Genomic DNA, 12,526 nt, shown 5'->3' with positions numbered 1-12,526 from the left:
GGATCAGATAGCTGCGACAGGTAAGGGCCGAAAAATGACGAAAGGCTGCACCCATATCGCCGGCATCCAGGATGTCACGCCGAGTGCGCTTGGCTGCGAGGAATGCTTGAAGAGCGGCAGCCGCTGGCTGCATTTGCGCATCTGCCGCACTTGCGGCCATGTCGGCTGCTGCGACGACTCGCCGAACCGGCATGCGACGGCGCATTTCCACGCCACCGGCCATCCCGTGATCGAGGGCTACGATCCGCCGGAAGGCTGGGGCTGGTGCTATGTCGACGAGGTGCTGTTCGACCTGTCGAAGCGCAAGACGCCGCATAACGGACCGATCCCGCGCTATTATTGATGAGGCTTCTCGCACGGCGCACGTGCCGCATCGTGTGACATATGTGCGAAAATTTTCAGCAATCGCCCGCGCCGGCAATTTTTGATGGGATGTCGGCCGTCCTGCCATCGAAGCATGTAGCAATTTTCCGTCACGCATCGTAACCTCGCACGCGGGTCTCAACGGGGAGTGCGCCACATGACGACATTGGTGCTCGTGCACGTCATTATCAGCCTGATTGCAATCGTCGCCGGCGTGCTCGTGATGTTCGGGCTGCTCGGCTCGCGCGCGATGCCGGGGCTGACCGCGATCTTCCTCGCGCTCACGATCCTGACCAGCGCCACCGGCTTCGTGATCCCGCCTTTGGTGACCGAGAAGCTGCTGCCGTCGCACATCATCGGCGGGCTTTCGCTGGTGCTGCTCGCGATCGCCTGCATTGCGCTCTATGCGATGCAGCTCAAGGGCGCCTGGCGTCCGATCTATATCGTGACCGCGATGGTCTCGCTCTATCTCAACGTCTTCGTGCTGGTCATCCAGAGCTTCCTCAAGGTGCCGGCGTTGCAGGCGCTGGCGCCAGCCGTGCCGCCGAACCCGCCATCCGGGCCGGTCTTTGCCGTGGTGCAGGGCATCGTGCTGGTGTTCTTCGTCCTGGTGACCATCGGTGCCTGGCGCCGGTTCAGGGCGGTCACGTTCGCCTGATCCGGGGCGGATGACCTCATTTCGTGGCGACACGCAGCATAGAAGACGAGATGCGGTGGCGTGTCCGCGATGCGCCGTCGCCCAAGGTTCGTTCACGCCTGGCGTGTCCGGAATGACGATCAGCTGAAGGAGTGCTTCCAATGCCCACCATCACCACCAAAGACGGCGTCGAGATTTTCTACAAGGATTGGGGCTCGGGCCAGCCGATCGTGTTCAGCCATGGCTGGCCGCTGTCGTCGGACGACTGGGACGCGCAGATGCTGTTCTTCGTGGGGCACGGCTTTCGCGTCGTCGCCCATGACCGCCGCGGCCACGGCCGCTCCGCCCAGGTCGCCGACGGTCATGACATGGATCACTATGCCGACGACCTCGCTTCCGTCACCGCGCATCTCGATCTGAAGAACGCCGTCCATGTCGGCCATTCCACCGGCGGCGGCGAGGTGGTGCACTACATCGCCCGCCACGGCGAGAGCCGGGTGGCGAAGGCGGCGATCCTGAGCGCGGTGCCGCCGTTGATGGTGCAGACGGCGAATAATCCCGGCGGCTTGCCGAAGTCGGTATTCGACGGCTTGCAGGCTCAACTCGCCGCCAATCGCTCGCAATTCTACCGCGACCTGCCGGCCGGGCCGTTCTACGGCTACAACCGGCCCGGCGCAAAACCGTCGGAAGCCGTGATCCAGAACTGGTGGCGGCAGGGCATGATGGGCGGCGCCAAGGCGCATTACGACGGCATCGTCGCGTTCTCGCAGACCGACTTCACCGAGGATCTGAAGAAGATCAACGTGCCGGTGCTGGTGATGCATGGCGACGACGACCAGATCGTGCCCTACGCCGACTCCGCCCCGCTCTCGGCCAAGCTTCTGAAGAACGGCACGCTGAAGACCTATAAGGGTTTTCCGCACGGCATGCCGACGACGGAGGCCGAGACGATCAACGCCGACCTGCTGGCGTTCATCAAGGGCTGAAGGTGAGAGAGGCTGTGCTCTGCGCCGCGCGTCTCAACATTGCGCAGCCTCAATCCACCTCGCCCGGTGGCTCACTCCTCTCCCCACAAGGGGCAGGGCAATCGCATACGGAATGAACCGATTCTTCCGCGCCGTCATGGCCGGGCTAAACACTTGTCCCGGCCATCCACGTCTTCTCTTCGCGTGGAAACGAAGACGTGGATGCCCGGGACAAGCTCGGGCATGACGAGTTTGTGGGAACTCCGATCGCCTCAAACGGCCATATGCGATTGCCCTACCACAAGGGGGAGGAGTCCGAAGCATGTGCTCGCCTTACGGAGACTATGTTTCGGAAGCGCCGTGATCGGCTGGCTCACTCGAAAATCGCGCGGATCGCGGCGAACAGGCGCTTGGCGACCAGGTCCGGCTTCTCGCGGGCGCCATCGTCGGCCCAGAGCTCGCTGCCGACGCGCATCGCGCCGGTCGTGATCATCGCGACCAGCCGGGCTTTCATCCGGTCATTCTTGTGGTTGGCGCGCTTGAGCAACGCGTTGGCGAGTTCGCGCTCAAGCCCTTCATATTTGGCCTGATCGCGCGCCTGCAGCGCTGGATTGTCGCGCTTCAGCCGCGCCAGCGCGACCGCCTCGCGCGGATCGATCTGCTTGACCATGTCGGCGATGGCGTTCTCGGCGGCCTGCAGCATGGATTCAGTGGCCGGGCGCGCCGCAACGGCTGCGATCAGTGCCGCGGTGCCGTCCTCCTGCCAGGCCAGCACCACGTCTTCCTTCGAGGCGAAATAGTGAAAGAAGGTGCGGCGCGAGACGTCGGCGGCGGCGACGATGTCGTCGAGCGTGGTCGCCTCGAAGCCGCGCTCGAGAAACAGCATCATCGCGGCCTTGGTCAGCCGCTCCCGGGTCTCCTGCCGCTTGCGCGCGCGCAGGCCCGCCGCCGGCGACGCCGGATTCGCTTTGGATTGCACCGACTTGACCGGTTTCTTGGCCGATTTCCTGGCCGGTTTGCGCGCGGGCGCCGGACGTTGCAATTTTTCACCCCTTGCAAAAATGCACTTAGTGCACATTTCGTCGGATGCGGCTGGACCCGCAGGAACCCGACGAGAAACCCGAATCGTGTTGCAAGGAGATATAAGCATGACCGGCTGGAGCACTGCAGACATTCCGCGGCAGGGCGGCAGGACCGCCGTGATCACGGGCGCTACCGGCGGACTCGGCTACGAGACCGCGCTGGAACTGGCGCGCGCCGGCGCCAATGTCGTGCTCACCGGCCGCAACGGCGCCAAGGGGCAGGACGCGCTGGCGCGGATCCGCGCGCAGCTTCCCGATGCCGCGGTGACCTATGAAACGCTCGACCTCGCGAACCTCGCATCGGTCGCCGATTTCGCCGGGCGCTTCGCCGCCACGCATACCGCGCTCGATCTTCTGATCAACAATGCCGCGGTGATGTCGCTGCCGAAGCGGCAGGTCACCGTTGACGAGTTCGAGATGCAGTTCGGCACCAACTATCTCGGCCACTATGCGTTGACCGCGCTGCTGTTGCCGCAGCTCCGCCGCGGCCACAACACCCGCGTCGTCAATCTTTCCAGCCTTGCGCATCGCTCCGGCGTCATCAATTTCGACGATCTGCAGGCCCGCCGTTCCTACGCGCCGTGGCGCGCCTACTGCCAGTCGAAGCTTGCGATGCTGATGTTCGCGCTCGAACTGCAGCGTCGCAGTGCGATCAACGGCTGGGGACTGATGAGCAATGCCGCGCATCCCGGCTACGCGCGCACCGAGCTGATCCCGAACGGTCCCGGCACCGACAGCCTGTCGTGGCGGTTCGGTCGATATTTGCAGCCGATCATGAGCCACTCCGCGGCGGTGGGCGCATTGCCGACGCTGTTCGCGGCGACCTCAGCCGCGGCCCAGCCGGGCGGCTATTACGGGCCCAACGGGTTCTACGAGTTGAAGGGCCCACCTGCGCCGGCGCGCATCATGCCGCACGCCAGGGACACCGCGGTAGCGCAGCGGCTATGGGATATCTCGGCGGCGCTGACCGGTGTATCGTTTGATCAGGTCGCAACCGCCGCCTGAACGGATCGGGCGGCAGCAGGGCAATCGAGATGAAGGTCATCCTGTTCGGCGCGACCGGCATGGTCGGGCAGGGCGTGCTGCGCGAATGCCTGCTCGATCCCGGTGTCGAGCGCGTGCTCGCGGTTGGGCGCAGCCCGACCGGGCAGCGCGATGCCAAGCTTGTCGAGTTGATCCACGACAATTTCGTCGATTACAGCGCGATCGAACCGCAGCTTGCCGGCTACGACGCCTGCTTCTTCTGCCTCGGCGTCTCCTCGATCGGCATGGACGAGGCACGCTACCGCCATCTCACCTACGACATCACACTGGCCGCGGCGACGGTGCTGGCGCGGCTCAATCCCGGCATGGTGTTTACCTATGTCACGGGGCGCAGCACCGATTCCACCGAGCGCGGCCCGTTGATGTGGGCGCGGGTGAAGGGCAAGACCGAGAACGATTTGCTCAAGCTGCCGTTCAAGGCCGCCTACATGTTCCGGCCCGCCGGGATCCAGCCGCTGCATGGCGTCCGCTCCAAGACCGGCTGGGTGCAGGCGATCTATCTCGCGACCTCGCCGCTGCTTTCCTTTCTGGTGCGGGTCGCCCCGAACTACATGACGACGTCGGAACAGCTCGGCCGCGCCATGCTGAAGGTCGCCCGCGACGGCTACCCCAGGCCGGTGCTGGAGAGCGAGGACATCAATCGCCTCTGAAGCGCGGTGGGCCGGTTCCCTCGAGCGGCGATTTCGCCAGGTCTCTTGGTACCTCCCGGGCCGCGAGGCGTTATAACCACCGTCATGTCCCCACCCGCGCCGCTGAAACTGATTGCTCTCGATGCCGATGACCTCGCGGTCATCTCGGCTCATGTGCAGGACGCCCACGTCCAGCCCTCCGACATCGTCTGGCGCCAGGACGAGAAGCGGCTCGTGGTCGGCCTAAACCGGCTGGACTGGGAGCAGACCCTGTCGGGCGGCGCCTGCTCGCGGCGGCTGATCGCCGCGCTCAGGTTCGACCGGGTGCTGGCATGCAAGTCGCGCAATATCGACCTGGAAGTCCCGGAAGCCACCCTGGAACTGCTCGGGATCGAGTTCTATGCCTCCGACCCGCCGGGCGGCAGCGCGCTCCTGATGTTCGGCCATGGTGGGGCGCTGCGGCTGGATGTCGAGTGCCTGGAGTGCGAATTGACCGATCTGGGCATCGACGATCTCGGCGTGGCGCCGGGGTGATTGGGCACGTCATTCCGGGGCGGTCCCAACGGGTCCGCGCAAGGCGCGGCCCGATGACAGGCTCCGGACCGAACCCGGAATCTCGAGATTCCGGGTCTGGTCCTTGGGACCATCCCGGAATGACATCCCCCAAGGGTTGACGGCCATTATCCGTCGCGCCATTGAGCAGGGACCCGAATTCCTCCTAAGAAAGCCGTCATGCCCGTTCGCCTGGACCGACAGAGCGCCGATTTCGAGCAGCGATTCCGCGATTTCCTGGCGGCCAAGCGCGAGGTGTCGGCCGACGTCGAGCGCGCCACCCGCACGATCGTCGACGACGTGGCGGCCCGCGGCGACGCGGCGCTGCTCGAGGCGACCAAAAAGTTCGACCGGCTCGATATCGACGCGGCCGGCCTGCGCATTACCGCAGCCGAGATCGACGCCGCGGTTGCGGCCTGCGACCCCAAGACCGTCGACGCCCTGAGGTTCGCGCGCGACCGGGTCGAGACCTTCCACCGCCGCCAGTTGCCGAAGGACGAGCACTTCACCGATGCCGCCGGCGTCGAGCTCGGCTGGCGCTGGAGCGCGGTCGATGCGGTCGGGCTCTATGTGCCCGGCGGCACCGCGGCCTATCCGTCCTCGGTGCTGATGAACGCGGTGCCGGCCAAGGTCGCCGGCGTGCCGCGGGTGGTGATGGTGGTTCCGGCGCCGGACGGCAAGCTCAACCCGCTGGTGCTCGCCGCCGCCCATCTCGGCGGCGTCTCGGAAATCTACCGCGTCGGCGGCGCCCAGGCGGTGGCGGCACTGGCCTATGGCACCGCGACAATCGCGCCGGTCGCCAAAATCGTCGGCCCCGGCAACGCCTATGTCGCCGCGGCAAAACGGCTGGTGTTCGGCAAGGTCGGCATCGACATGATCGCCGGCCCCTCCGAGGTGCTGGTCATCGCCGACGACACCGGTAATGCCGACTGGATCGCGGCCGATCTCCTGGCCCAGGCCGAGCATGACGTCAGCGCGCAGTCGATCCTGATCACCGACAGTGCACGGCTCGCCGCCGACGTCGAGCGCGCGGTCGAGACGCAGCTAGCGACCTTGCCGCGCGGCGAGATCGCCCACACCTCGTGGAACGACTTCGGTGCCGTGATCAAGGTGGCAAAACTCGACGACGCGGTCGAGCTCGCCAATGCGATCGCGGCCGAGCATCTTGAGATCATGACCGCGGATGCCGAGGGCCTGTCGAACAAGGTCCGCAACGCCGGGGCGATCTTCCTCGGGGCCCATACCCCGGAGGCGATCGGCGACTATGTCGGCGGCTCCAACCATGTGCTGCCGACCGCGCGCTCGGCGCGGTTCTCCTCGGGCCTCGGGGTGCTTGACTTCATGAAGCGAACCTCGATCCTGCGGTGCGGGCCGGATCAGCTGCGTGCGCTCGGGCCCGCCGCGATGACGCTCGGCCAGGCCGAGGGTCTCGATGCCCATTCACGTTCCGTCGGATTGCGCCTCAACCTCTCATGAACAAGCCACCAGACGACGAGGATTCCAACAATCGCATCGTCGCGGTGACGCTCGACGAGGAATCGATCGGCCGTTCCGGGCCCGATATCGAGCATGAGCGGGCGATCGCGATCTACGATTTGATCGAGCAGAACCTATTCGCGCCCGAGGGCGCCGCCGGGCCGGGGCCTTACACCCTGCATATCGCGATCACCGGCAACCGGCTGATGTTCGATATCCGCAAGGAGGACGGCGCGCCGGTGGTCGCGCATCTGTTGTCGCTGACCCCGTTCCGCCGCGTCGTGAAGGACTACTTCATGATTTGCGACAGCTACTATCAGGCGATCCGGACCGCGACGCCGGACAAGATCGAGGCGATCGACATGGGCCGCCGCGGCATCCATGACGAGGGCTCGCGCACGCTGCAGGAGCGGCTCAAGGGCAAGGTGCGCGTCGATTTCGAGACCGCGCGGCGGCTGTTCACGCTGATCACTGTGCTGCACTGGAAGGGTGAAGGCGCATGATCGGTGAAGCGGTGATTGACGGGGGCGTACCCCGATCGAAAAAAGCCTGATCGCATGGAAGCGCCGCGCGCGCGCAATCCCCAGGCCGTGCTGTTCGCATGCGGCCTGAACAGCGTGCGGTCGCCGATGGCCGAAAGCCTGCTGCAGCAGATGTTTCCGCAAGGCCTCTATGTTCGCTCGGCCGGCGTCAAGAAGGGCGAACTCGACCCGCGTTCGCCGTCTCGGTGATGGCCGAACTCGGCCAGGACATTTCCAGCCACAAGCCGCAAACCTTCGAGGAGCTCGAGGACTGGGAGGGGCTGAACTTCGATCTCATCATCACGCTGTCGCCGGAGGCGCACCACAGGGCGCTGGATCTCACCCGCACGCTCGCCGCCGATGTCGAATACTGGCCGACGCAGGATCCGACCGGCACCAGCGGCAACCGCGAGCAGAAGCTCGCCGCCTACCGCGAGGTCTGCGACGGCCTGTTGCTGCGCATCCGCCGCCGCTTTGCCAAGGCCGGCGCGGCAAACCTGTGAGGCTCGGCCAGGCGAGGGGACCAGCGTGTTCCGATTCGCAGAACCGCCGCTTGTCGCCAGACTGACAAACAGCTGTGCTTATGGGGCCTGGTCTCAGGCGGGGGCGCGATTCGCGGCCGGTTCCAAGGTTGTGCATCCATGCCCCATCCGATAGGTTCCGCCCGCGTCCGTCCCCCCGATTCAGCCCAAAAGCCCGCATGATAGGCCGTCCCAAATTCGTTCTTGCTTCCGGTTCGCCGCGGCGGCTGGCCCTGCTCAACCAGGCCGGCATCGAGCCCGATGCGCTGCGCCCGGCCGATGTCGACGAGACTCCGCGGCGGGGCGAGTTGCCGCGCGCCTGCGCCAACCGCCTGGCGCGTGCCAAGGCCGACGCGGCGCTGAAATCGGTGCATCTCGACGACGACCTGCGCGGCTCCTTCATCATTGCCGCCGACACCGTGGTCGCGGTCGGCCGCCGCATCCTGCCCAAGGCCAATCTGGTCGACGAGGCCGCGCAGTGTCTGCGGCTGCTGTCGGGCCGCAATCACCGCGTCTACACCGCGATCTGCGTGGTGACGCCGCGCGAGGCATTCCGTCAGCGCCTGGTCGAAACGCGCGTGCGCTTCAAGCGGCTCAGCGAGGACGACATCCAGGCCTATATCGGCTCCGGCGAATGGCGCGGCAAAGCCGGCGGCTACGCGGTGCAGGGCATTGCCGGATCGTTCGTGGTCAAGATGGTCGGGTCCTACACCAACGTGGTCGGCCTGCCGCTCTACGAGACCGTGACCTTGCTCGGCGGCGAGGGCTTTCCGATCCGCCACGGCTGGCTCAACTCCGTCGCGGTGTGAGGTATCCACTGAGGTCGTATCGCATCGAAGATGCGATACGGATGGGGCTCTTTCCTCCTGAACGACCCGCGATGAGACCCCACCTCAACTGCTCCACATCGTCATGGCCGGGCTATGCAACGAGGCCGATAGCCGGACGCGATAGCCTGCCGCAGGGGCGCGCTGCCAAAATATCGAAAACAACCCCATGCAAAGGAGCCGACAGCTAGCGTGTTCGACACGGCAACTGTCCGTAGCGGGTGAAGATGTCGTGTTTTTGTAGCTCGTGATCTGTCGCCTTCGTTTCTGATTTGCAGGGGAGCCGGAAGGCGGGGACGGCTTTCCCTGATTGATCATGCCACGGCTGTTGTGGCGGTTTTAGCCCTGTGGGTGAGTTTCTTTGTTCGACTTGAAGCCCGTTTCTCCGTCCCGACCCGCGCTTTCTCGACGGCGGTGCGCGCAGGAGCGGTCAAGGACGCGCGCTTGCGCGCCCGCCAGGGCTTGTCCTTGACGGCTCCGAGCACGCCGCCAGGCTGGGGCGCGTCGGGGCTGATCTGCTGTCCGTTGGCGCTAAACATCGCCAACCGATGCGGTCCGAGGAACACGCTGACGGTGCCATCGGGATACTCATGGAGGCGCACCACAGCCTTGACGAAGTGAGGCCTGAGCCGGCTCTCCGGCAACTGCAGCCGCCGACCGTTCCATGCAACGGTATTGTCGTTGGCGACGGTTCGCTCCTCGATCACGCACAGCGCCTCGCGCCAGGCCTCATGCCGGTCGGCCACGAATGCCGTGCCTTCCTGTTCGGGCTTGATCGCAAACGCGGCGTTGTGCCCGGGGATGTAATGCGCCTTCAGCCACGCGTTGGCAGCCTCAACCGTCGTGATCCCGGCAAGCCGCAGCTCCTTCGGCAGCCGGTCCTGCAAGGTGCCGAACACCCGCTCGGAGCGCCCGCGCGCCTGCGGCGAATAGGCTGCGATATGCTCGATCCCAAGATGCGACAAAGCCCGTCCCACCTGGGTTTGTTGCGTCTTCGAGATCTTCTCGCCAGCTTTTGGGGTCAGGAAATAATGGCTGCCGCGGTCGGTGTAGAGCGCGCAGAACAGGCCATGCTCGCCAATCACTTCGCGCAAGGCCTGGAAGGTCGAGGCCGTTCCTTCTTCCTCGACCAGCACCATCGAGTAGATCTCGCTGGTCGCATCGTCCATCGTGACGATCAGGTCCCTCGCGGGCAGGCCTTCGATCCAAACGTGGCGCGATCCGTCCTGGTGCAGCAGCATGCCCCGAAGCGGCCGCCGCGGCCGCTTCTTGCGGTGCGCCGAACGCTTCGGAGCCTTCCGCACCAGCCCTGCCGCGTGCAGCGCCAGCTTCGTCACCGTATAGCCCAGCACATAGTCGTGCCGCTTTTGCATCTGCTCGTGGAAGTGCTTCACCGTGAAGTCCGCGTACTTGTCCCGGTACAGCGCAAGCATCCGTTCCAGCTCCTCCTCCGGCGCCCGCCGTGGCGAACGACGCCCCAGCCGGCGGTCGACAAGCCCGTCGTCGCCCTCCGCCTCATAGCGCTCCGCCCAGCGTTGAAACGTCCGAACACTGATCCCAAGAACCTCCGATACTGCCTCCTGCGTCAGTTCCTTCGCCTCCGTCCGATCCAGCAAATCTGAAAACCGCATCCGTCGTACACCCTCGTGAATGGATGCCGTGCCCATCGTGCCCCCCTTGTTCCGGAGCACCGAAAACACGACACTTCACGAGCTACAAACAGGCGACAGATCACGAGCTCAGCGTTCGACACGACAACTTGACTCGTCGGGCAAATCGGCGGCATTCTTCCATTATCCAGAAATCGCGGAGACGCCCTTCGCTCCGAGGCTATCGCCCTGCGCTTGCGGGCGAGGCCGCCGTCTCGAGCCACTCGGCCAAGCACCTGCGCGGCCGGCGAAGACGCATATGCGATTGCCCTACCCGCAAGCAGGGAGGGAACGCAGCGGAACATGCGGCAGATGATGTAAACTCCGGCCCAGCCATGACCGACCAAGCCCGAACGCCCAAGGCCATACCCTCTGCCACCCCGCGTGCCTGCGCGATCTGCGGCAAGCCCGTCGAGCAGGCCTTCCGCCCGTTCTGCTCGGCGCGCTGCCGCGACGTCGATCTCAACCGCTGGCTGACCGGCCGCTATGTCGTCCCAGGCCGCGAGGACGACGCGGAGGACCCGGAATAGCCAAGATTTCCCAACAAGTTGGGGAAAGAGTGCCGGTCGGGCTCGCCGCGCCGAAGCCTTTGGCGAAGGCGGGTGGACACGGCGCTCCGACCTCTCTATAAACCGCCCGCTCGCTCTGGCCTTTCGGCCCCGCGGGTATGCCCAGGTAGCTCAGTTGGTAGAGCATGCGACTGAAAATCGCAGTGTCGGTGGTTCGATCCCGCCCCTGGGCACCATTAGCACGTTCCCCAGCTTCCCCCTTTGTTCGCCGATGTGCTAGAAGTGCTTGAATCTAAGCGCTTTCTCGTTCGCTGACATTCGCGACCTTCCGCCAGCAGTCGCCGACTTTGTTGGTATCTCTGTTGGTATCTCGTTGGTCGCGTGTTGGTAGATTTGACCGCGGGGATCGAATCGATGCCACTTTCGGATGCCGCCTGCCGTTCCGCCAAACCCGCCGAAAAGCCCTACAAAATCAGTGACGGTGGCGGGCTCCATTTGCTCGTTGAAAAGAACGGATCGCGGCTTTGGCGGCAGGCGTATCGGTTCGACGGGAAGCAGAAACTGATCGCTCTGGGCGCCTATCCGGCGGTCAGTCTCGCCGACGCCCGCGCCGGTCGGGACGCGAACAAGGTGCTTCTGGCCAAGGGCATTGATCCGTCCGAGCAGCGCAAGTTGGATCGCAGTGCCGCGCGCATCGCGCGTGCCAATACTTTCCGGGTCGTCGCCGACGAACTGATCGTGAAATTCGAAGCCGAGGGCGACGACCCCAAGACAATAGAAAAGAAAAAATGGCTTCTCGGCTTTATCAACGCCGATTTGGGCGATCGACCGATCGCCGAGATCAAGGCGTCGGAATTGCTGGATGTGCTTCGAAAGATCGAGAGGCGAGGGCGGTATGATACGGCCCGGCGCGCCCGCAGCATAAGCGGTCGTGTTTTCAAGTATGCGATCAGCACCAATCGCGCCGAGCGTGACCCATCGGCTGATCTGGCGGGAGCCCTCATAGCTCCAAAAGTTAATCACCGGGCCGCCATCACCGAGCCGAAGGCTGTCGGTGCGCTTCTCCGCGCGATCGACGATATAGACGGTCAGATCACAACACGAGCGGCGTTGCAGTTGATCGCCCTTACGTTCGTTCGGCCGGGCGAACTGCGGCACGCGGAATGGAATGAATTCGATCTGCAGGGCGCGATCTGGAACATTCCGAAGGAAAAAATGAAGATGCCGCGGCCGCACAAGGTTCCGCTGTCCCGGCAGGCGATTGCGATCATCAATGACCTTCGCGAAGTGACGGGTACGTCACGATACTTATTTCCGCAAATCCGCTCGTGGCATCGCCCAATTTCGGACGGCACCCTGAACGCTGCGCTGCGCCGGCTTGGGTATACGAAAGCGCAAGTGACCGCGCATGGCTTTCGCTCGACGGCTTCGACACTACTGAACGAAAGCCGCCGTTCGGATGGCAAGCGCCGTTGGGATAGCGATGCTATCGAGCGTCAGCTAGCGCACCAAGAGGAAGACGAGGTTCGCGCTGCCTACAACGGCGCCGAATATTGGGAGGAACGCGTCCCGATGATGCAGTGGTACGCGGATTATCTGGACGACCTCCGCAGGTTAGGAACCGTCCTGTCGATCGCGAAGTCCCCGCGATCCCGATCGTTGTCAGCATCCTAGCCCGTCGAACGAAGTGTCGTGCAAAATATTCGTCTGGCCGATCCGCAAACCGGCCGCCGCCCAATGCGCCGCTCGGA

At 64.7% G+C, this 12,526-nt stretch carries 13 protein-coding genes, 1 tRNA gene and 1 pseudogene; 13 read left to right on the top strand and 2 right to left on the bottom strand.

Annotated features, from left to right (window positions below; genetic code table 11):
* The first annotated feature begins 34 nt into the window (after window positions 1-34).
* From ACVMDN_RS33940 to ACVMDN_RS33930, 3 genes are all read left to right on the top strand, one after another.
* A complete protein-coding gene (locus tag ACVMDN_RS33940) occupies window positions 35-343 on the top strand; it encodes a UBP-type zinc finger domain-containing protein (protein ID WP_057018148.1) in 309 nt (102 codons plus the stop codon).
* A 177-nt stretch (window positions 344-520) separates the two neighbouring features.
* On the top strand, window positions 521-1,021 hold the full coding sequence (locus tag ACVMDN_RS33935; protein WP_057018160.1) for a hypothetical protein: 501 nt from the start codon (window positions 521-523) through the stop codon (window positions 1,019-1,021).
* Window positions 1,022-1,161: 140 nt separating this feature from the next.
* Complete coding sequence (locus ACVMDN_RS33930; protein WP_050382324.1) at window positions 1,162-1,986, top strand: alpha/beta fold hydrolase; 825 nt, start codon at window positions 1,162-1,164, stop codon at window positions 1,984-1,986.
* A gap of 352 nt (window positions 1,987-2,338) precedes the next feature.
* Here ACVMDN_RS33930 and ACVMDN_RS33925 read toward each other — a convergent pair whose 3' ends face one another.
* On the bottom strand, window positions 2,339-2,944 hold the full coding sequence (locus tag ACVMDN_RS33925; RefSeq protein WP_229193278.1) for a TetR family transcriptional regulator: 606 nt from the start codon (window positions 2,942-2,944) through the stop codon (window positions 2,339-2,341).
* A gap of 169 nt (window positions 2,945-3,113) precedes the next feature.
* On the opposite strand from ACVMDN_RS33925, the gene ACVMDN_RS33920 reads away from it, so the two are divergent.
* The 7 genes and pseudogenes from ACVMDN_RS33920 (at window position 3,114) to ACVMDN_RS33890 (ending at window position 8,599) form a co-directional block, all read left to right on the top strand.
* Complete coding sequence (locus tag ACVMDN_RS33920; RefSeq protein WP_141342971.1) at window positions 3,114-4,052, top strand: SDR family oxidoreductase; 939 nt, start codon at window positions 3,114-3,116, stop codon at window positions 4,050-4,052.
* 29 nt (window positions 4,053-4,081) lie between these two features.
* On the top strand, window positions 4,082-4,741 hold the full coding sequence (locus ACVMDN_RS33915; RefSeq protein WP_057018151.1) for a Rossmann-fold NAD(P)-binding domain-containing protein: 660 nt from the start codon (window positions 4,082-4,084) through the stop codon (window positions 4,739-4,741).
* Window positions 4,742-4,825: 84 nt separating this feature from the next.
* Window positions 4,826-5,254 carry a DUF2948 family protein gene (locus ACVMDN_RS33910; protein ID WP_057018152.1) on the top strand — a complete coding sequence of 143 codons (429 nt, stop codon included), beginning with the start codon at window positions 4,826-4,828 and terminating at the stop codon, window positions 5,252-5,254.
* Window positions 5,255-5,452: 198 nt separating this feature from the next.
* Window positions 5,453-6,748 (top strand): histidinol dehydrogenase, encoded by a 1,296-nt coding sequence (gene hisD, locus ACVMDN_RS33905; RefSeq protein WP_141342972.1) that lies wholly within the window; start codon window positions 5,453-5,455, stop codon window positions 6,746-6,748.
* A complete protein-coding gene (locus tag ACVMDN_RS33900) occupies window positions 6,745-7,251 on the top strand; it encodes a UPF0262 family protein (RefSeq protein WP_016841326.1) in 507 nt (168 codons plus the stop codon). Before hisD ends, ACVMDN_RS33900 begins: the two co-directional genes overlap by 4 nt.
* Before the next feature lie 54 nt (window positions 7,252-7,305).
* A pseudogene (locus ACVMDN_RS33895) lies at window positions 7,306-7,772 on the top strand (arsenate-mycothiol transferase ArsC).
* Window positions 7,773-7,969: 197 nt separating this feature from the next.
* On the top strand, window positions 7,970-8,599 hold the full coding sequence (locus ACVMDN_RS33890) for a Maf-like protein (RefSeq protein WP_141342974.1): 630 nt from the start codon (window positions 7,970-7,972) through the stop codon (window positions 8,597-8,599).
* Between the two features lie 332 nt (window positions 8,600-8,931).
* Here the strand turns inward: ACVMDN_RS33890 and ACVMDN_RS33885 are convergent, their stop codons facing one another.
* On the bottom strand, window positions 8,932-10,248 hold the full coding sequence (locus ACVMDN_RS33885) for an ISNCY family transposase (protein WP_456834688.1): 1,317 nt from the start codon (window positions 10,246-10,248) through the stop codon (window positions 8,932-8,934).
* 353 nt (window positions 10,249-10,601) lie between these two features.
* On the opposite strand from ACVMDN_RS33885, the gene yacG reads away from it, so the two are divergent.
* The 3 genes from yacG to ACVMDN_RS33870 all read left to right on the top strand — a co-directional run bounded on the left by yacG (window position 10,602) and on the right by ACVMDN_RS33870 (window position 12,449).
* Complete coding sequence (gene yacG, locus ACVMDN_RS33880; RefSeq protein WP_141342786.1) at window positions 10,602-10,796, top strand: DNA gyrase inhibitor YacG; 195 nt, start codon at window positions 10,602-10,604, stop codon at window positions 10,794-10,796.
* Window positions 10,797-10,935: 139 nt separating this feature from the next.
* A tRNA-Phe gene (locus ACVMDN_RS33875) sits at window positions 10,936-11,011 on the top strand.
* A gap of 178 nt (window positions 11,012-11,189) precedes the next feature.
* A complete protein-coding gene (locus tag ACVMDN_RS33870) occupies window positions 11,190-12,449 on the top strand; it encodes a tyrosine-type recombinase/integrase (RefSeq protein WP_057018161.1) in 1,260 nt (419 codons plus the stop codon).
* Window positions 12,450-12,526 lie beyond the last annotated feature (77 nt).

The organism is Bradyrhizobium sp. USDA 4510 (genome assembly GCF_054059095.1).
This window is presented reverse-complemented; position numbering and strand designations above follow the sequence as displayed.

What these genes read in the sequence shown, in the direction of transcription:
- ACVMDN_RS33940 (WP_057018148.1), top strand. Translation starts at nt 35, where the DNA reads ATGACGAAAGGCTGCACCCATATCGCCGGCATCCAGGATGTCACGCCG.
- ACVMDN_RS33935 (WP_057018160.1), top strand. Translation starts at nt 521, where the DNA reads ATGACGACATTGGTGCTCGTGCACGTCATTATCAGCCTGATTGCAATC.
- ACVMDN_RS33930 (WP_050382324.1), top strand. Translation starts at nt 1,162, where the DNA reads ATGCCCACCATCACCACCAAAGACGGCGTCGAGATTTTCTACAAGGAT.
- ACVMDN_RS33920 (WP_141342971.1), top strand. Translation starts at nt 3,114, where the DNA reads ATGACCGGCTGGAGCACTGCAGACATTCCGCGGCAGGGCGGCAGGACC.
- ACVMDN_RS33915 (WP_057018151.1), top strand. Translation starts at nt 4,082, where the DNA reads ATGAAGGTCATCCTGTTCGGCGCGACCGGCATGGTCGGGCAGGGCGTG.
- ACVMDN_RS33910 (WP_057018152.1), top strand. Translation starts at nt 4,826, where the DNA reads ATGTCCCCACCCGCGCCGCTGAAACTGATTGCTCTCGATGCCGATGAC.
- hisD (WP_141342972.1), top strand. Translation starts at nt 5,453, where the DNA reads ATGCCCGTTCGCCTGGACCGACAGAGCGCCGATTTCGAGCAGCGATTC.
- ACVMDN_RS33900 (WP_016841326.1), top strand. Translation starts at nt 6,745, where the DNA reads ATGAACAAGCCACCAGACGACGAGGATTCCAACAATCGCATCGTCGCG.
- ACVMDN_RS33890 (WP_141342974.1), top strand. Translation starts at nt 7,970, where the DNA reads ATGATAGGCCGTCCCAAATTCGTTCTTGCTTCCGGTTCGCCGCGGCGG.
- ACVMDN_RS33885 (WP_456834688.1), bottom strand. Translation starts at nt 10,248, where the DNA reads ATGCGGTTTTCAGATTTGCTGGATCGGACGGAGGCGAAGGAACTGACG.
- yacG (WP_141342786.1), top strand. Translation starts at nt 10,602, where the DNA reads ATGACCGACCAAGCCCGAACGCCCAAGGCCATACCCTCTGCCACCCCG.
- ACVMDN_RS33870 (WP_057018161.1), top strand. Translation starts at nt 11,190, where the DNA reads ATGCCACTTTCGGATGCCGCCTGCCGTTCCGCCAAACCCGCCGAAAAG.